General features: G+C 66.2%; 16 protein-coding genes. 7 read left to right on the top strand and 9 right to left on the bottom strand.

Annotated features, from left to right (window positions below; genetic code table 11):
* Positions 1–65: 65 nt before the first annotated feature.
* The 3 genes from BLR99_RS13665 to BLR99_RS13655 all read left to right on the top strand — a co-directional run bounded on the left by BLR99_RS13665 (position 66) and on the right by BLR99_RS13655 (position 2047).
* Complete coding sequence (locus BLR99_RS13665) at positions 66–1034, top strand: LysR substrate-binding domain-containing protein (RefSeq protein ID WP_017438623.1); 969 nt, start codon at positions 66–68, stop codon at positions 1032–1034.
* 114 nt (positions 1035–1148) lie between these two features.
* Positions 1149–1544, top strand: coding sequence for a BPSL0067 family protein (locus tag BLR99_RS13660; protein WP_491896679.1), 396 nt, complete (start codon positions 1149–1151; stop codon positions 1542–1544).
* Entirely contained in the window at positions 1541–2047 is a 507-nt protein-coding gene (locus BLR99_RS13655; protein ID WP_228193799.1) for an STY0301 family protein, read from the top strand. The genes BLR99_RS13660 and BLR99_RS13655 overlap by 4 nt, the downstream gene beginning before the upstream one ends.
* Before the next feature lie 36 nt (positions 2048–2083).
* Here BLR99_RS13655 and BLR99_RS13650 read toward each other — a convergent pair whose 3' ends face one another.
* Entirely contained in the window at positions 2084–3469 is a 1386-nt protein-coding gene (locus BLR99_RS13650; RefSeq protein WP_011795527.1) for a PQQ-dependent sugar dehydrogenase, read from the bottom strand.
* 141 nt (positions 3470–3610) lie between these two features.
* On the opposite strand from BLR99_RS13650, the gene BLR99_RS13645 reads away from it, so the two are divergent.
* The gene (locus BLR99_RS13645) at positions 3611–4030 is read left to right on the top strand and encodes an RNA-binding S4 domain-containing protein (protein ID WP_011795526.1); all 420 of its coding nucleotides are present in this window, start codon (positions 3611–3613) and stop codon (positions 4028–4030) included.
* A 24-nt stretch (positions 4031–4054) separates the two neighbouring features.
* Here BLR99_RS13645 and BLR99_RS13640 read toward each other — a convergent pair whose 3' ends face one another.
* Positions 4055–4591, bottom strand: coding sequence for a hypothetical protein (locus BLR99_RS13640; protein WP_228193800.1), 537 nt, complete (start codon positions 4589–4591; stop codon positions 4055–4057).
* A gap of 287 nt (positions 4592–4878) precedes the next feature.
* Between BLR99_RS13640 and BLR99_RS13635 the strand changes: the two genes are divergently transcribed.
* The gene (locus BLR99_RS13635; RefSeq protein ID WP_011795524.1) at positions 4879–9486 is read left to right on the top strand and encodes a PAS domain S-box protein; all 4608 of its coding nucleotides are present in this window, start codon (positions 4879–4881) and stop codon (positions 9484–9486) included.
* Positions 9487–9534: 48 nt separating this feature from the next.
* On the opposite strand, the gene BLR99_RS13630 is transcribed toward BLR99_RS13635, so the two are convergent.
* Positions 9535–10725 carry a hypothetical protein gene (locus tag BLR99_RS13630; RefSeq protein WP_011795523.1) on the bottom strand — a complete coding sequence of 397 codons (1191 nt, stop codon included), beginning with the start codon at positions 10723–10725 and terminating at the stop codon, positions 9535–9537.
* A 63-nt stretch (positions 10726–10788) separates the two neighbouring features.
* Entirely contained in the window at positions 10789–11598 is an 810-nt protein-coding gene (locus BLR99_RS13625) for a ferritin-like domain-containing protein (RefSeq protein ID WP_011795522.1), read from the bottom strand.
* Positions 11599–12090: 492 nt separating this feature from the next.
* Here BLR99_RS13625 and BLR99_RS13620 point away from each other — a divergent pair, with 492 nt between their 5' ends.
* Positions 12091–12435 (top strand): KGG domain-containing protein, encoded by a 345-nt coding sequence (locus BLR99_RS13620; RefSeq protein ID WP_011795521.1) that lies wholly within the window; start codon positions 12091–12093, stop codon positions 12433–12435.
* 263 nt (positions 12436–12698) lie between these two features.
* Positions 12699–12995, top strand: a complete 297-nt coding sequence (locus BLR99_RS13615) for a hypothetical protein (RefSeq protein WP_011795520.1) — start codon at positions 12699–12701, stop codon at positions 12993–12995.
* 262 nt (positions 12996–13257) lie between these two features.
* Here BLR99_RS13615 and BLR99_RS13610 read toward each other — a convergent pair whose 3' ends face one another.
* The 5 genes from BLR99_RS13610 to BLR99_RS22610 form a co-directional block, all read right to left on the bottom strand.
* Positions 13258–13437: a CsbD family protein gene (locus BLR99_RS13610; protein WP_011795519.1), complete on the bottom strand. Its 180-nt coding sequence runs from the start codon at positions 13435–13437 to the stop codon at positions 13258–13260.
* 153 nt (positions 13438–13590) lie between these two features.
* Positions 13591–13851, bottom strand: a complete 261-nt coding sequence (locus BLR99_RS23470) for a hypothetical protein (RefSeq protein ID WP_228193801.1) — start codon at positions 13849–13851, stop codon at positions 13591–13593.
* Entirely contained in the window at positions 13784–14614 is an 831-nt protein-coding gene (locus tag BLR99_RS13605; protein ID WP_011795518.1) for a hypothetical protein, read from the bottom strand. Before BLR99_RS13605 ends, BLR99_RS23470 begins: the two co-directional genes overlap by 68 nt.
* A gap of 206 nt (positions 14615–14820) precedes the next feature.
* Positions 14821–15447 carry a hypothetical protein gene (locus BLR99_RS22615; protein ID WP_138919886.1) on the bottom strand — a complete coding sequence of 209 codons (627 nt, stop codon included), beginning with the start codon at positions 15445–15447 and terminating at the stop codon, positions 14821–14823.
* Between the two features lie 157 nt (positions 15448–15604).
* Positions 15605–15982, bottom strand: a complete 378-nt coding sequence (locus BLR99_RS22610; protein WP_017438271.1) for a hypothetical protein — start codon at positions 15980–15982, stop codon at positions 15605–15607.
* Positions 15983–16571: the final 589 nt, after the last annotated feature.

The raw sequence follows: 16571 nt of genomic DNA, 5'->3' as shown, positions 1-16571 counted from the left end.
GCATTCTTGTGCCGGCCCATGGGCCGTGCAATGCATTTATATTGACGACAGCATTAGTTTCATTGATGGATTCACGCCTGTCCAATTCGGTTCTGGCCTGGCTGCGCTGTTTCGATGCGGCCGCACGGCAGGGCAGCTTCACACGCGCCGCCGCGGAGCTGTGCATCACCCAGGGCGCGGTGAGCCAGAAGGTGAAGCAACTGGAACGCTGGCTGGGACGTCCCCTGTTCCTGCGCACCCCGCGGTTACTGGTGCCCACCCCGGAGGGCAAATGGCTGGCCGTGGTGCTGCGCGAAAGCTTCGAGGCCATCGAGGGCACGCTCGCGCAGATGCGGCGCTCCACCCCGGCCCACGCTGCAGCCACGCTGAGCTGCTCACCTTCGTTCGCCATGCAGTGGCTTACGCCACGGCTGGGCGAATTCTTCCGCCGGCACCCCGACACCGGGCTGCGCGTGTTCGGAGAGTTCCACCGCATCGACCGCACCCGCATGGTGCGCGACGGGGTCGAGGCGGCCGTCCGCTTCGACCCGGAGGAGTACACCGACCTGGACGCCACCGGGTTCCTCGATGAATGGCTGGTCCCCGTGGCCAGCCCGGCTTTCGTAGCGGCCCACCCGGACCTGCGGGATGCGCCGGCCAGGCTGCGGCCGGAATGGCTGCTGCACGACGGCAGCGCCTGGGAAGGAGCCGACACCTTCGAGGAGTGGCAGCACTGGTTCGCCGCGCAGGGTGCGCCATGCCCGGACTGGGGAGGCGGCCCCCAGTTCAACCTGTCCCAGCTGGCGGTGGGAGCAGCCATCACCGGCCAGGGCATCGCCATGGGTCGTGCCGCGCTCGTGCTCGAAGACGTGGCGGCCGGCCGGCTCGTACCGCTGTGTTCCTGGAGCACGCTCTCCCGGGCGCGCTACGCCTTCGTGAGTTCGCCCCAGGCGGGGCCTGCCATGCTGCGCGTGCGGGACTGGCTGGTGGAGGAAGGGCAGCGCTTCAAAGAGACGCGTGCGCAGGTGCTGCCACCATTGTTAATCTGCATCTAGCAATCCATAGAAACAATCAGACACCATTTGTACACAAAACAACGTTAGGCCTTTATTTCATTAATAGAATCTCCTGCGCAATGATGAGACAAAGAGCAGCCTTATCATTCCGTTATTTTTATTATCTTTTATGCCATACGCATACAACAGCCCAAAGCTTTGGAGGGTAAACCATCTGTAGGCACCAAGCAATGCGTTGCTTTGGTGAAGTTCTATGCCAAAGCCCCGGCATCATCGCTATGGCGGGAAGGTGCGCCTGTCAAAGGAAACATGCTTCTGCGCGAGGGCACGGCAATAGCGACTTTTGTGAATGGCAGATATCCCAACCACGCATCGGGCAACCACGCTGCTCTGTATGTAGGGCAGGACGCAGGGGGGATTTATGTCATAGATCAGTGGTCCAAAGTGAATAAGATCCAGGCGCGGAAATTGCCCTTTCTCGGCAAAAACAAACATGGAGGGTGGGCTGACCCCAGCAATAACGGTGACGCTTTCTCTGTCGTGGAATGATGATGAAATTTCGTGGCAACTTGACGATTTTCCCCAATATGCGCTTCGTTCCCACCTTGCTCGCTGCAGCCTCCATCGCTATACCCGGGGCTTCAGTACATGCAGCTCGGCCGGTAAAAGCTGGGCAGGAAACAATGCCATCAATGCTCTGCCCAGCACAACTTCAGGTACAGCAAACACCGGACCCTGCCGCCGAACCTGGTTGGCAGGTCCAAGGCACCCGCAAGAGCCACCCACTGGTGACGGTGTCGTTCTTTGCAGGGCCGCCCGAGCAGAAAGCCCAGTTGGTCCCTGCCAAGGAGAGCAAAAAGGGCAAGTCGTCCACGGCGACCTGGGAACTGGAGCGCCGGGACCAGCCCTACTGGGTTGCCTGCGAATATGGCGGCACCTCCGCCATCGCCACACGCGCACTTCCTGTGGACGTGACCGCCTGCACGGTGGAATACGACCCTAACTTCTCGGAACCGGTCATGAAGCGGTGGAGCTGCCGGTCTGGCAGATGATGCAGGACGGATGGGGCGGCCCCGTGTCCGCGACGGTCACGGCCGCGCCGCCGCCACGCGCCACAGGGTGTTGCCGACGTCGTCGGCCACGAGCAGGCCGCCCCGCCCGTCCAGCGCCACGCCCACGGGCCGGCCCCAGGCGTCGCCATCGCCGCTCACGAATCCGGTCAACACATCCAGGGGCATGCCGTCGGGTTTGCCGTTCCTGAACGGCACGAACACCACCTTGTAGCCACTGCGCGGCTTGCGGTTCCATGAGCCGTGCAGGCCGACAAACACACCCTGCGCGAGCTGCGGAGCCACGGGTTGAGCGGCCGGGCTGCCGCCCCCCGCGAAAGCCATGCCCAGCGGCGCCACGTGGTTGCCCAGGGCGTAATCCGGCACGATGGCCTTCTCGACCAGATCCGGCCGTGGAGGCTGGACACGCACATCCACGTTCCCGCCCCAATAGCTGTAGGGCCAGCCGTAGAAGCCGCCCTCCTTCACCGAGGTGAGGTAGTCGGGCACGAGGTCGCTGCCGATCTCGTCGCGCTCATTCACCACGGTCCACAGCCTGCCGGAGCCCGGCTCCCAGCCCATGCCATTGGGGTTGCGCAAGCCGCTCGCGAAGACGCGGTGCGCGCCCGTGGCGCGATCGACTTCCCAGATGGCCGCGCGGCCGGCTTCCGCCTCCATGCCGTTCTCGGCCACGTTGCTGTTGGAGCCGACCGTGACATACAGCTTCGCACCATCGGGGCTGGCGATGAGGTTCTTGGTCCAGTGATGGTTGAGCGGCCGCGAGGGCAGGTCCACGACCTTGGCCGGCGCGGCCGCGATGGCGGTCTGTCCCGGGGCATAAGGAAACCGCACGACGGCATCGGTGTTGGCGACGTAGAACTCGCTGCCGACCAGTGCCATGCCGAAAGGAGAATGCAGCCCCTGCAGGAACGCGCTGCGCGTTTCCGCCACGCCGTCCCCGTCGGCATCGCGCAGGAGCGTGATGCGGTTGGCTGACGGGTTGCCGGAGCCGGCACGGGCCATGACCTTGCCCATGACCCAGTTGCGCACTTTCTTGACCCACCCGTCGTCCGGGGGCGGACCTTCGGGTGCCGGCTTGTCGCTCTCGGCCACGAGCACGTCGCCGTTGGGCAGCACCACCACCCAGCGGGGATGTTCGAGCCCGCGGGCGAAAGGCGTCACGGACAGGCCGGCCATGGGCTGCGGCGCGCCCCCGTCCGGCCACCCCTTGGCGGGCGCGATGTGCACGGTGGGAATCAGGGACCTGTGCGGTTCCGGCAGCGCGGGCCGGGGGCCGATGCCTGCCTCGGCAGGCAGGCGGGCGGTATCTCCGCAGCCGGCCAGCGCGGCCACCACCAGCAGGGACGCGGCCACCCGGCCATGGCCGGTGATTCGGAGGGCAAGGCGATGGAATGAAGGGCGCATGGCGGGAGGCCGGTCAGGCCGGCAGGTGGCGGGCGATGCCGGCCAGTCTCGCCACCGCCGCGCTGAAACCATGTCAGCCATCTTCGCCGAACGATGGCCTGCCGGGTACGGAACACCCAGGTTCTCTGGGAAAATACCGCCATGACCCCTCCCGAATCGATGCGCCTGGACAAGTGGCTGTGGTGCGCGCGCTTCTACAAGACCCGGGCCCTGGCGGCGGAAGAGATCGGCAAGGGCCGCGTGGTGGTGAACGGACAGGCCGCCAAGGCGTCGCGGGAACTGCGCAGCGGCGATACCGTGGCGCTGCGCCAGGGCCATGTGCCTCGCACGGTGGTGGTGCGCGGGCTCAGCGCCATGCGCGGCCCCGCGCCCGTCGCGCAACAGCTGTATGAGGAAACGGCCGAGAGCATCGCCGCGCGCGCGCAGGCCGCAGAAATGCGCAGGCTCGCACCCGAGCCTGCCGCCACCCTGCAGGAAGGCCGCCCCACCAAGCGAGACCGGCGCGAGATCGACCAGGCGCGCGACTGGGGCAGCCGCTGGAGCGCGGCAATCGACGAGTGAGGTATGTGACAGACGCGAGCCGGGTCAGGACGAGGCATTGCCCGCCTGAGGCCTCAGCATGCGCAGCACCACGTTCAGATAATCGTCCATCCGCTGGCGCGCGCTTTCGGCTTCCCGCTCGAGGTCGCGCAGGCTTTTGGCATCCTCCGCATTCTCCGCAGGGCCCTCGCCCAGGCAGATGGCGGACTGCCGCCTCGCCAGCCGCATTTCGGCGGTCTGCCAGTCCCGGCGCAATTCGCTCCACTGCTCGGACGCAGCGCGCAAAGCGGGCGCCTGCCCCCTTTCACCGGCCTCTTCCGTCTCCGCGCAGAGCGCGGCAGGCCGATGTGCCGGAGTAGCGGATGGACGGCGGCGCCGCAGACCATCCTGCCCGAGGGATGATCGCGCCGCGATGAACGTCTTCTCGGCGGCCAGGTCTTCGCTGCCCCAGCGTCCGCGGACCGCGTACCAGGCACCGCTGCCCATGGACCATGCGCCGCGCCATCCGTCTCCGCTGGGCCACACCAGGATTCCCACCCTGCGCCCGGCATGCTCCCGATACCGCAAGGGTTCGCGGGCCACGGGAACGGAGGGAGCAGGCGCGTGGGCGTACGCGTCCAGGGAACGGGGCGTCGTGTGGGTCTCCATGTCCCGGCGGGGGCAAACGGCATGCCCAGGACTACGGGCGCTTCGGCCACTTCCGCCGACCCTGCAGTGTGGAATTCCTGTAAAAACTTCCAACGCACCCGTATGGATGAGCAGGCTGCACACCTGTCCCGTTTTTTGACCGGCCGGCACCGCGGATTGCGCTAGCATCGTCGCCCAGCCGTATTGCACGCACCGCGGGTGCGCTCTCACAAGGACAAGAGATGGACGAGATCACCCCGGACCCCGCCGAGGAGGCCGAGGCCGGTGCGGCAGACGGCTGCGCCGCCGAATCCGGCGACGCCGCACTGCCGGTGGTCGGACTGGGTGGATCGGCTGGCGCCATCCAGGCACTGCGCGACTTCTTCGCGGCCATGCCTGCTTCCCCCGGCATGGCGTTCGTGGTCGTGCTGCACCTGTCCCCGGAGCATGAAAGCATGCTGGCCGAGCTGCTCCAGCGTGCGACGGCGCTGCGCGTGCAGCAGGTGACCGGTTCGGTGTCCATGGAGGCGGACACCGTCTATGTCGTGCCGCCCCGCAAGGTGCTGGAAGTCCACGACGGCGTGCTTGCCCTCGCGCCGCTGCCACCGGGCCGGCAGCAGCATGTGGCGGTGGATCTGCTGTTCCGGACACTGGCCGACTCGCACGGCACGCGTGCCACCGCCATCGTGCTGTCCGGCGCGGACGGAGACGGCGCCATCGGCATCAAGCGCGTCAAGGAGCGCGGAGGCCTCACCATCGCCCAGGACCCGGGGGAAGCCTATGCCAGCGGCATGCCCGGCTCGGCGATCGCCACCGGCATGATCGACTGGGTGCTGCCCGCGGCCCAGATGGCCGGGCGCATGATGGAATACCACCGCATGGCTCCCCGGCTGCGCCTGGAGGCGCTGCACGGCACCGAGCCGCCGTCACCGGCCGGCGATGCGACGGATGACGAAACGGCGCTGCGCGAGGTGCTGACGCTGCTGCGCCACCGCACGGGCCGCGACTTCGGCGATTACAAACGAGCCACCGTCGTGCGGCGGGTCGGGCGCCGCATGCAGGTGAACGGCATCGGTACGATGTCCGGCTACCTGGACTGCCTGCGCACCCGGCCGGGCGAAGCTGGGGCGCTGTTGCAGGATCTCCTCATCAGCGTGACCAATTTCTTCCGCGATCCCGTCGCGTTCGCTGCACTGGAAAGCCACCTGCCGCTGCTGTTCCAGGGCAAAACCGGTGCGGACACGCTGCGCGTGTGGGTGGCGGGCTGCGCCACGGGCGAAGAGGCTTATTCCATCGCCATGCTGCTGACGGAATACGCCCGGACGCTCGACACGGCGCCGGTGCTGCAGATCTTCGCCACCGACCTGGACGACGCCGCCATCCGCGCCGCCCGCGAAGGCTTCTACCCCGCAGCGATCGAGAGCGACGTATCCGCGGAGCGGCTGCGGCGCTTCTTCGTGCGCGAGCGCGGTGGCTACCGCGTGCGGCGGGAGTTGCGCGAAAGCGTGCTGTTCGCGGTCCACGACCTGCTCAGGGATTCGCCCTTCTCGCGGCTCGACCTCATTTCCTGCCGGAATCTGCTCATCTACCTGAACCGCGAGGCGCAGCATCGGGTGCTCGACACCTTCCACTTCGCCTTGTTGCCCGGCAAGCTGCTGTTCCTGGGCTCCGCCGAATCGGTGGACGACGGCGACATCCGGTTCTCCGTGATCGACAAGCTGCACCGCCTGTTCGGCCACCAGAGCTCGGCGCACACGGATCTGCTGCTGCCCGGCAGCCTGGGGCCGGCCGCTGTCGCCCTGCATGCGCAGCACACCGCGCACCAGGGACCTGTCGTGCATTCCGGCGCGATGGTTCCCTACTTCGCGGATGCCGAACGCCCCGCCGTGCGGGCCATGGGCGAAAAGGCACTGCCCTGGGGCGAGGTCCACCTGCGGTTGCTGGAACAGCTCGCACCGCCCTCCATCCTGGTGGATGGCGAGCAGAACATACTGCACATGTCACCTTCCGCAGGCCGTTTCCTGGCCTTCCATGGCGGCGAACTCTCGCGCAACCTGATGCGGCTGATCCACCCTGCGCTGCGCATCGAACTGCGGGCGGCGCTCTACCGCATCGGCCGGACCGGACAGCCCATGCGGCTGACGGCGGTGCCGGTGGAGACGGCCGGCGGCACGGTGCGGGTCGCGCCCGAGGTGCGGCCCGTCCCCGACCTCGGCGCGGGCCTTTCGCTCGTCCTGCTGTACACGCTGCCTGATCTGCCGTCTTCCGCACTCGCCGCCGAGGTGCCGCAGGACACGGCCGCGGAGCAGCTGGACCGGGAACTGGAACTGCTGAACGCGCAGCTGCGCAGCACCATCGAGCAATACGAAGCCTCCACCGAGGAGCTGCGGGCCAGCAACGAGGAGCTGCAGGCCATGAACGAGGAGCTGCGCTCCGCGACCGAGGAACTGGAAACCAACCGGGAGGAATTGCAGTCGATCAACGAGGAACTGACCACGGTCAACCACGAGCTCAAGAGCAAGGTGGACGAGCTGGGGCACGCGAACAGCGACATGCAGAACCTCATGGACGCCACCGCGATCGCCACGGTGTTCCTCGACCGGGATCTGCGCATCACCCGCTTCACTCCGTCGGCAGTGACCCTCTTCCATCTCATCTCCACCGACGTGGGGCGGCCGCTGTCGAATCTGCGCACGCAATTGCAGTATCCGGAGCTGGCGGAGGATGCCCGGCGGGTACTCGAGCGCCTGGCGCTCGTGGAGCGAGAGGTGGGCGCCAGCGACGGCAACTGGTACCTTGTGCGCATGCTGCCCTACCGCACGCTGGACGACCGCATCGCGGGCGTGGTGCTGACCTTCGTGGACATCTCCGAACGCAAGCAGGGCCAGGAAGCACTGCGCCGCTCCGAAGACCGCTTCAGCGCCATAGTGAACCAGGCCGTCGTGGGCGTGGTGCAAACGGACCTGGAAGGCCATATCACCTTCGTCAACCGGCACTACAGCCACATGCTGGGCTACGGCCACGACGAACTCATCGGCACGCAGCTGCTCGACCTCATCCACCCTGCCGACCGGCAGCTCAGCGCCCACCTCATGCGGCGCCTCGCCGAACACGGCGAACCCTTCCACATCGAGAAGCGGTGCCTGCGCAAGGACGGCAGCACGCTGTGGCTGCACAACAGCGTGAGCTATCTGGCCGACGCGCACGGCGGGCCCACGGCCTCGATCGTGGTGTGCAACGACATCAGCGAGCGCAAGCGCGCCGAAAATGCGTTGCGCGAGAGCACGGAACGCCTGCGCCTGGTCATCGAGAACGCCGTGGAATACGCCATTTTCTCCACCGACCTGGACCGCCGCATCACCACCTGGAACAGCGGCGCCGAACGCATTCTCGGCTACAGCGAAAACGAGGCCGTGGGCCAGCTCGCGGACATGATTTTCACGCCGGAGGACCGCGCCGCCGGAGCTCCGCTTTCCGAGACGCGCACGGCGCTGGCCACCGGCGGCGCGCTCGACGACCGCCTGCACCAGCGCAAGGACGGCAGCCGCTTCTGGGCCAGCGGTGCGCTGATGCCCATGCACGACGGCGCGGACGCGGTCGTCGGTTTCGTCAAGATCCTACGGGACCAGAGCGACCAGCGCGCGAGCCAGCAGGCGCTGGAGCAAAGCCGCGCAGACCTGCTCACGGCCCTGCGCGAAAACGAGGAGGCCCGCGCCGCGCTGCAGGCGGCCGACGCCACGAAGGACCGCTTCCTGGCAGTGCTGTCGCACGAACTGCGTAACCCCCTGGCGTCGATCGCCGGCGCATCGGCAGTGCTGGCCACCGAAGGGGCCGCGCCGGCCGACCGCGACCAGGCGGCGCGCATCGTGCAGCGCCAGGCGCGTGCCATGGCCGTGCTGCTGGACGATCTCATGGACCTGTCCCGGCTGCGGCTCGGCCGCATGGTGCTGCAGCAGCGTGACGTATTGCTGGACGAGATCGTGGAGGCCGCGCTGGAAGCCACGCTGGGGGCCATCCAGGCCGCGGGCCATGAATTCGTGCAGGATCTTCCGGGCGAGGCCGTCCTGCTCCACGCGGACCCCGTGCGCATCGCCCAGGTACTGGCGAACCTCCTGAGCAATGCCGCCAAGTACACCCCCGATCACGGCCGCGTCCGGCTGTCGGCATGGACGGAAGGCGGCTGGTTCCACCTGTGCGTGGAAGACAACGGCATCGGCATGGACCCGGACACCGTGGACGACATGTTCACCATGTTCTCGCAAAGCCCCGACGCCGGCTCGCGGCACACCCAGGGCCTGGGCATCGGTCTCGCACTGGTGCGCAACATCGTCGAAATGCACCAGGGCACCGTGCGGGGGGAAAGCGCGGGCCCCGGTCAGGGCAGCCGCTTCACCGTGCAACTGCCCTTGCCCGTCCAGTCCTCCACCGATGGCCGTGCCCATGCGCAGACACCGGAGAGCGGCGAGAGCGCGGGCGTTGCCTCGCCCCGCGTGCTGCTGGCGGACGACAACGAGGACGTTACCTGGTCCATCTCCCACCTGCTGGAAGGCTGCGCCGTGGTTACGGCGGCCGACGGACACGAGGCACTGCGCAAGGCGCGTGAACTGACGCCGGACGTGGCCGTGCTGGACCTCGGCATGCCCGGCATCGACGGTATTGCCGTGGCACGGGCACTGCGCGCCGAGCCGTTCGGCGACCGCATGCTGCTGGTGGCGGCAACCGGCTGGGGGCAGGACCACAACCGCGAGCAGGCGCGGGATGCCGGCTTCGACGCGTACATGGTCAAGCCACTGGACGTGCGGGAACTGCAGCGCCTCATCCAGGCCCACCTGCGGTCATCGCGCGCATAGCCCTGCGGGCCGGGCAGGTCGAGCCCGGCCCGCAGGCCACCGGTCCCGCTACGCGGCAGCCACCACCTCCACGGCCTCGGCCTCCCGCACCAGTTCGGTCCCGGCCGTCCATGCATACGAGGCGGACGCGGCGCGCGACGGCGAACCGTCCTGGTTCACCGCTTCGCGGTAGGCCAGCGAGGATTCGCCCTCTTCCTGGGGGGTCTGTACGAAACGCGTGCCGTCCTTGCGGAAGTCGGTCTCGGCATCGACCACCTGCCGCAGGTAGTCGCGATGGCTTTCGAAGCGGATGAAGGCCGGCAGCGCGCCGTCTCCGAGAACCTCGGCGGGGTCGCGCCGCTCCAGGCGCTTGAACAGTTCCTGCACCACCTGGAAATGCCCCAGTTCGTAATCCAGGAACATCTCCCAGATCGCCCGCACGCGGGGATTGCTCTCCTGCTGCGCGCAACCCGCGTAGTTCCACACCTCGCAGGCCTCGGCGATCAGCAGCTTTTCCAGCGGCGTCTCGTGCGGGTTGAGCATCGAGCCGTAGTGCGTGATGTGCTGCGACTCCACCGACGCGATCTCCGCATAGAGCTGCCGGGCCACCGGGTCGGAGAACAGCGGCCCGATGTTCATGTAGTAGTCGTGCGTCTGGTACTCGCCGCCCGTCAGCGTGAGCGCGTGCAGCTTGGTCGCCAGCACCGCGTCCGGCCCGTAAGGCTCCAGCAGGTCGTGCTCCGGAGCGCGATGGTGCACCCAGGTGGGCCGCGACGGCACGATGTCGGTGTAGCCCTGGGTAATGTTGTTGGCGTCCTTGCCTTCCAGCCGGTCCAGCAGCGCGCTGTAGCGGTAGAGATGGTCGAAATCCTCGAGCAGCGCGTAGCGGTAGCCCTGCGCGAGATAACTGTCGGGCTCCAGTTTCGCCACCGACGCGGTGACCTCGATGGCCGTCTGTTCGTAGCCGATCGTGGTCTCCAGCGGTGAATGGTCGGCGCCGATCAGCCAGTTGATCGTCGTGGCCTGGTGCTGCTCCACGCGCATGAGCTGCGCGATCTCCACCCGCGCATCGGCGTTCATGCGCAGCAGGACCTGCTTGGTGCGCAGCGCATCGAGCTCGACGCCGTTCATGAGGATGGCGCGCACGCGCGTGAAGGCGTCATCGTCGAGCTTGCTGATGGGCTTGCCCACCATGTCCTTCCAGCTCAGGCGCTGGCGCTCCAGGGCGGTGCCCTTGTCCTGGAAAAGATGGATCGTCATGGGGTTGTCCTTTGAAAAGATGGATTGGGAGAGAGTGCGCGAGGAAGATGCGGACGGTCTTGTTCACACCGCATCGCTCGGCAGCGGTCCGGAAACCACCAGAGCCTGGAGCCAGGCCTGCACGGTGGCCAGGTGCCGCTGCTCCTCGGTCAGCGCCTGGGCGAATTCGCTGATCAGGTCGGTTTCTCCCGCCTGCTCCGCCAGCTGTATCAGCAGTTCCCAGCCCGCGTTGTCGGTGAGCTCCGCGGTCAGCATGGCCGACAGCGCCTGCGCCAGCGTGGTGCGCGGGTCCGACACCACCTGGATCAATCCCATCGACGCAGTGGCGATCACGTCCGCGCACGGCGTCTGCGCCGTCGGATCGCCGCCGAGCTGCCGCATGGCATCGCACAGCATCTGGAAGTGCTGCAATTCCTCCGCACGGATGCGCTGCAGCGTCGCCAGCGCCGAGGCGTCCGCCTGCAGCGCGACATCGTCCGTACCGGCACCTGCCGCCTTCACCGCGTCCGCCGGCGTGGGGATCTTCGCGCCGGCATTCACGGCGGCCTCGTACTTCACCATCAGCGCGTCGTAGAGCCGGGTGCCGCCGCGCTCGAAGGCGATGCGTTCGCCGATCTTGTCCAGAAGGATCTCCGGATGCTCGCCCATGAGCTTGCTCACGCCCGTGCGCACCATTCCGCCCAGGGACGTGGGCGGCGGCACCGCGCCGAGCGGTCCGGCCTCCTGCGCGTACAGCAGGAGGACTTCCCTGGCCTGCGACAAATCGATGGGGCCGGGCGGCGAGTACCGCTCGACGGCGTCTTCCATCGCCTGCGCACCGGCCGGCGACGCCGAAGCGCCCGTGCGATTCATACCCGTGGTGGTGGCTTCCATGAAAAAACTCCTTGCGTAGTGTGCTGTTCATCGGGGGAAAGAGAGCGATCCATGATTTGCCGTCGCCCCTGCACGCCGCGTAGGAAGCTGCGCAAGATACGGCCCGCGTTACACCAGGGCCGCGTTACACCAGGGCCGGGTTGTGGTTCGCACGGCCCGCCGACGGTGTTTTGCAAGCATTGCCGCAAAACGCGCACGGCCGGAAGAAATGACCAGCGAGGTCCGGACGTGCTCGCACCGGCACGGCGCCGGAGTGCATGGCCGCGACGTCACGCGCAGCCCGACAAAACCCTTTGTTTCGTTTCCATGCATTCGCCGCGGTTTCCCTCTGCGCCTTCGTAACAGGCCACGGCTGCACCCTCCCGCAGAGCGGCCAATGCCGTGCTGCCGGTCCGGCGCATGGCATGTCCGTTGCCCCCTGCCTCATCGACAGCGCTGCACTGCGCGGTCACTTCCAACTCACCATTCGTTATGTTCCAAAGGAGAAATCACATGGCATCGAATCAAGGCAATCAAGGCAACCAAGGCAATAACCAAGGCAACCAGGGTGGCGGTTCCGGCCGCGGATTCGCCGGCATGGACCCCGAGCGCCAACGCGAGATCGCCGCTGAAGGCGGACGCGCAGCGCACGCAAGCGGCAATGCCCACGAGTTCACCTCCGAGGAAGCACGCCGCGCAGGCAGCATGAGCCACGGCGGCGGCGGCAACAACAACCAGCAGAACAGCAGTGGCGGCAGCCAGAACAGCGGCAACAGCCAGAACAGCGGCGGTACCCGTGGCGGCAGCAGCGAACAGCATGCGCAGGCCGGCCGCCAAAGCCACAAGAACGACCGTTGAGCGACACTCCGAGCCGGCCCGCAGGCCGGGACCGCATCGCCCCACGGGTCGATGCAGTTCCGGGTGACGCGGGGCATGCGCACCCCAAGGCCCACCGGGTACCCCCGGTGGGCCTTTTCAATGGCGCGGTCCCGAAGGCGGAGTCGCGCATAGTGGTTGCGTGCGTGGAAGCCTACGGCCCCACGGCACAAGGACCGACTCCGCCAGGGAGGCCGGTCACCTAAGGTGATCGTTCCACTTGCCCAGCCAAGGAACACCACACCATGCAGAACGACGAACTCCGCCACTCCGTGCGCCACCTGATCGATTACGACGACAGCCGCGCCAGCGCCCCGCATGAACACACTGCAGCGGCCATCGCGGGCGCGGGCCTGCTTTTCTGGGCCCTGGTATCCCGCAGCCGCACGCGTGCCGTACTGCATGCCGCCATCGGCGGCGCGCTGCTTCTGCGCTCCGCGGGCGGCCGGGACGGCTTGCGGCGCTGGAGCCGCCAGCCCGCCGAACAGCCGCCGAAGACCGAAGCGTCCGCGGCCCCCTCCTTCGCTGACCTGCCCATGTGACGGCCGCGCCAGTCGGCCTGGCAGGACCTGACTGCACGCCCCGGGCCGACGCACCGGCCCCAATGTTCCCGCGCAACCTCAGGACAAGGTGCGGCGGCCGCCAGTGCCGTCGATGCCTGAGCGAACACATCGCGAGTCCGGCATGAGGGAGGGGCATCGAGGACGCAAGACATGAAAAGGCCCCGGGCACGCCGTCTGCGGCGTGCACCGGGGCCTCGTCCGGCCATCGCGGCGGAGCCGTGTCCGCCTCGCCCACGAAGGATTACTTCGTGGCGTCCTTGATGTTTTCCTTGGCATCGCCGTAGTTCTTCTGGACGTTGCCTTCCACCTGCTTGGCCATGCCCTTCGCCTGATGCTCCGGGCTGTTGAACACTTCGCCGGTCTTTTGCTGAACCTTGCCGGCGGCTTCCTTCAGGCTGCCCTTGATTTGATCGGTGTTCATGATGAAGTCCTTTCGGTGATGGGTTGCGGGCAGGGAGGGAAAGCTCCTTGCCTCGGTCCAAATCGTAGGACGTACCGGCCGCGACGATCGCGGGGCAATGCCGGCTGCGCCCGTAAGGTCGAGCCTACAAGACAGAGCTCCAGCCGTGCTCCGTCACCTCCACCGCTTGTGGGCCGCGATGATGTTCAGCGGGTAGCGTTCGCGCTTCTCGGACGACAGGCGGCCCAGCTCGCGTTCGTAGTCCAGGCCCGTCAGCTTGTCCAGCTCGGCGAACTCGTCGCCGACGGGATCGGCATCACCGCCGCCGCCTGGCAGATCCGCCAGGTTGGTGACCACCGCACTGGCGTCAGGCTTGCGCGTGGCAGGGGCTACTGCCGCCGGCTTCGCGGTGGCGATGCCATGCAGTGCAACCACGCGGCGGTGGCCTTCCTCCAGGAACCAGTGATACGGCTTCGCGGCGTTCTCCGGCGCGGCAGCCAAGACCTTCAAGAACATGTCCAGGTCGGCCGCCTTCGCATGGTCCTTCGCGTAGTCCACCAGGCCCCAGCTCCGGCTTCGTAGCGGCGTCGGCGGCTAACGTGTTGATGGCCGACAGCCATGCACCCGCCTCAGCCTGCTCCCGCATCTCGCTTGCCACCTGGGCCCGCGTCTTGGCTTCGCGGAGATCCGCGCGTTGCTCCTGCAGCTCGTCCAACTTGCCGTGGTATTCGGCGGCGTCCACCGCGCCGTCGTCGAACTTCGTGCGCAGGTCCGTCAGCGCGGCCTTGTTCGCGGCCACCTGTGCGTCGTAATCCGCGGGCAGTTCGGCCATGTAGGTGGGATGCGGTGCGGGAGCCGGTGCGGGCCGGGCGCCGACGGTTGCCGCACCACCCTCGGCGGACGCAGGCGCTGCAGCAGGTGCAGACGCGTCAGCCTCCGCGGCCGCAGGGGCCGGTACTGGCGAAGGGGCTGCGGCCTGGGCAGGAGCAGTTGCAGGCGCAGGTGCGGGCGCGGCAGTGCGGCCCTTCTTATCGTCGCCCCTCGCCTCGTCGTCTTCCTCCTCGTCGTCCAGATCGCCGCGGCCAATCTCACGCATCGCGGCCGCGTTGTGTTCGTCGGCGTCGTAGTCGTCCTCGGCCATGACGACCAGCTCTTCGGGGCTCAGCAGGCGCTGGCGATCTTCATCGGTTGTGCTCACGGTTTCATCCTGTCGTGGTTATGACCGGACAAATTTGGCAAGCTTGGTACGACGCTGGGCACAGCCGGCCGGACTTTTTCTTCAACAACTGACGGTGGGTATGGTGAGCCAGAACCGTGTCCAACTCATAAATAGGCCAGCGTGAGACGGCGTGTGACCTCACCTCCCGATGGAGGACACCAGAAATGGGAACAATCTGCCCAAAGCTAGTAGATCGAAAATTTGGGGAGCGTCTTTTTATGTCGTTCCGCGGTCGCGGCTAGTTGATCAATCAACGCAATATAATCACCTCTCTTTTTCATAGAAGCGAAATTTGAAATAATATCCAAGCGATCCTTTTCCGACATCGCCGGCGCTGCGATTGCGAACGATTGATTGAAATGACCTATTACGCGATTCACATACAGCATCCGCTGAAAAAGAATGAGATTGATAAATCCCGCGATAAATAGCAATGCAGTCAAAACCATTAGCACTCTTTTATGCAAGGCAACTGTTTTTATCAGTACGGGGTCATCCGGAGACATGTTTCCGTACAACTTGGAAGCGCGATTTTTGCCCATCGTGTACGAAATAAAATAGCCTGGAACGGCAACAATTACGGACCATAGCAAAATTAAAGTATTCGCGCTTGCTTTCTCATAGAGACCTTGCGCTGCATCTTCATAGATTGCATTTCTAAGAGAATCCAATCCTAATGTCGCAACATCGAGTGCCCAGAGGCCGATAACCGCAAACAAAGGACGTACCGCCCACTCCCATATAGCCGCCCCCACTATGGATAACAAAATCGGTGCTAGCACATAGAGGATTTTTTTACGATCGATCATCATGGCGTGAGTAGCAGGTAGAGTCTGCTTCGATCGTAACATCTTGCCACCACTTGCCGTGGACTTGCTTAGCGTCCACCGGTGTGTAGAGCGGGCAGCGCGACACTGCCGATATTGCCCAGCCACCTCTACCAATTTTGTAGAAGTTGCCCCGAAAGTGTCATCGGACAGCGGGGCGAGTTTCCGGGCAACTCACCATCACCAGCGGCTCGGCTCGACCGGTAAGCGCTTCGTTGATGAGGCGCAGCCCGTCAGGGCCATGGCGGCAATCGCGGTACTCCACACGAGTCTGAATTTCACGGTCCAACTCCTGACGGATGGTGATGTTGCGGGGCTTGATCCTGGCGATCTCCCCGGCTGCGGCGAGTTGTGCTGCCTCTCCAGCCTTGGTGACGATGGTCTCCATCCGCTTGCGCATCTGCGCCTCCTGCACGCGGTCGTGCCGGCAGAGCGACACGGCCAAGCCGACCAAGGCAGCGACGCCCGCCAGGAAGCCCGGCAGCCCGCCGATTAGGATGGGCGCGACGAGCGTGCCCACCTGGCAGGCATCTGGCACTCTGGAACGGCGCTCAGGCACTGGCGTCCTCCAGCTTCCCATGGTCGGTGCCCCGGGCGACATCTGGCGGGTGTCTTTCAGCACCGTGCGCGACTGCCCCGCACCGAAGCACTCGGGGCATTCCTGGTTCGGCGGCTTCCGCGCGTCGTACCCCACGCCGCCCTGCTCCGGGAAATCGGCTGCCTCCTTCTTGTCGTTCAGCCACTTCTCGCGCTTGGCGTTGTATTCCGCCAGCGTGTACTGGTACTGATGGCCGATGCCGTAGCAGTGCCTGCAACAGGCCCCCCCGCGTCAGAATAGTTGTCGCCTCGATAGGACTCCGGTGTTCGGAGTTCATGAAGGTAGTAGGAGGCTGTGTAGTTGTGGTCGAAGGTCTGCGTGGTGGGCAACGCGAAGCGTTGTCCACGGCAAGCGGGCCGGTGCGCGCAGCGCATCGTCCACAAATGCACAGCCTTGCAGGTGCCTTCAGGCGCCGGCCCGCTGCCGTGTGTTTCACCCCGGGGGCGAAGAGCGAGAAGCCAGTTGGCACGATACGGACAAGCATTCAAAGACAGAGCGGTGGGCAGGTTGC

It is taken from the genome of Paracidovorax citrulli, assembly GCF_900100305.1.
GTDB lineage: Bacteria > Pseudomonadota > Gammaproteobacteria > Burkholderiales > Burkholderiaceae_C > Paracidovorax > Paracidovorax citrulli.
This window is presented reverse-complemented; position numbering and strand designations above follow the sequence as displayed.

What these genes read in the sequence shown, in the direction of transcription:
- BLR99_RS13630 (WP_011795523.1), bottom strand. Translation starts at nt 10,725, where the DNA reads ATGACGATCCATCTTTTCCAGGACAAGGGCACCGCCCTGGAGCGCCAG.
- BLR99_RS13650 (WP_011795527.1), bottom strand. Translation starts at nt 3,469, where the DNA reads ATGCGCCCTTCATTCCATCGCCTTGCCCTCCGAATCACCGGCCATGGC.
- BLR99_RS13665 (WP_017438623.1), top strand. Translation starts at nt 66, where the DNA reads ATGGATTCACGCCTGTCCAATTCGGTTCTGGCCTGGCTGCGCTGTTTC.
- BLR99_RS22615 (WP_138919886.1), bottom strand. Translation starts at nt 15,447, where the DNA reads ATGATGATCGATCGTAAAAAAATCCTCTATGTGCTAGCACCGATTTTG.
- BLR99_RS13635 (WP_011795524.1), top strand. Translation starts at nt 4,879, where the DNA reads ATGGACGAGATCACCCCGGACCCCGCCGAGGAGGCCGAGGCCGGTGCG.
- BLR99_RS13625 (WP_011795522.1), bottom strand. Translation starts at nt 11,598, where the DNA reads ATGGAAGCCACCACCACGGGTATGAATCGCACGGGCGCTTCGGCGTCG.
- BLR99_RS13645 (WP_011795526.1), top strand. Translation starts at nt 3,611, where the DNA reads ATGACCCCTCCCGAATCGATGCGCCTGGACAAGTGGCTGTGGTGCGCG.
- BLR99_RS13610 (WP_011795519.1), bottom strand. Translation starts at nt 13,437, where the DNA reads ATGAACACCGATCAAATCAAGGGCAGCCTGAAGGAAGCCGCCGGCAAG.
- BLR99_RS13655 (WP_228193799.1), top strand. Translation starts at nt 1,541, where the DNA reads ATGATGATGAAATTTCGTGGCAACTTGACGATTTTCCCCAATATGCGC.
- BLR99_RS13615 (WP_011795520.1), top strand. Translation starts at nt 12,699, where the DNA reads ATGCAGAACGACGAACTCCGCCACTCCGTGCGCCACCTGATCGATTAC.
- BLR99_RS13620 (WP_011795521.1), top strand. Translation starts at nt 12,091, where the DNA reads ATGGCATCGAATCAAGGCAATCAAGGCAACCAAGGCAATAACCAAGGC.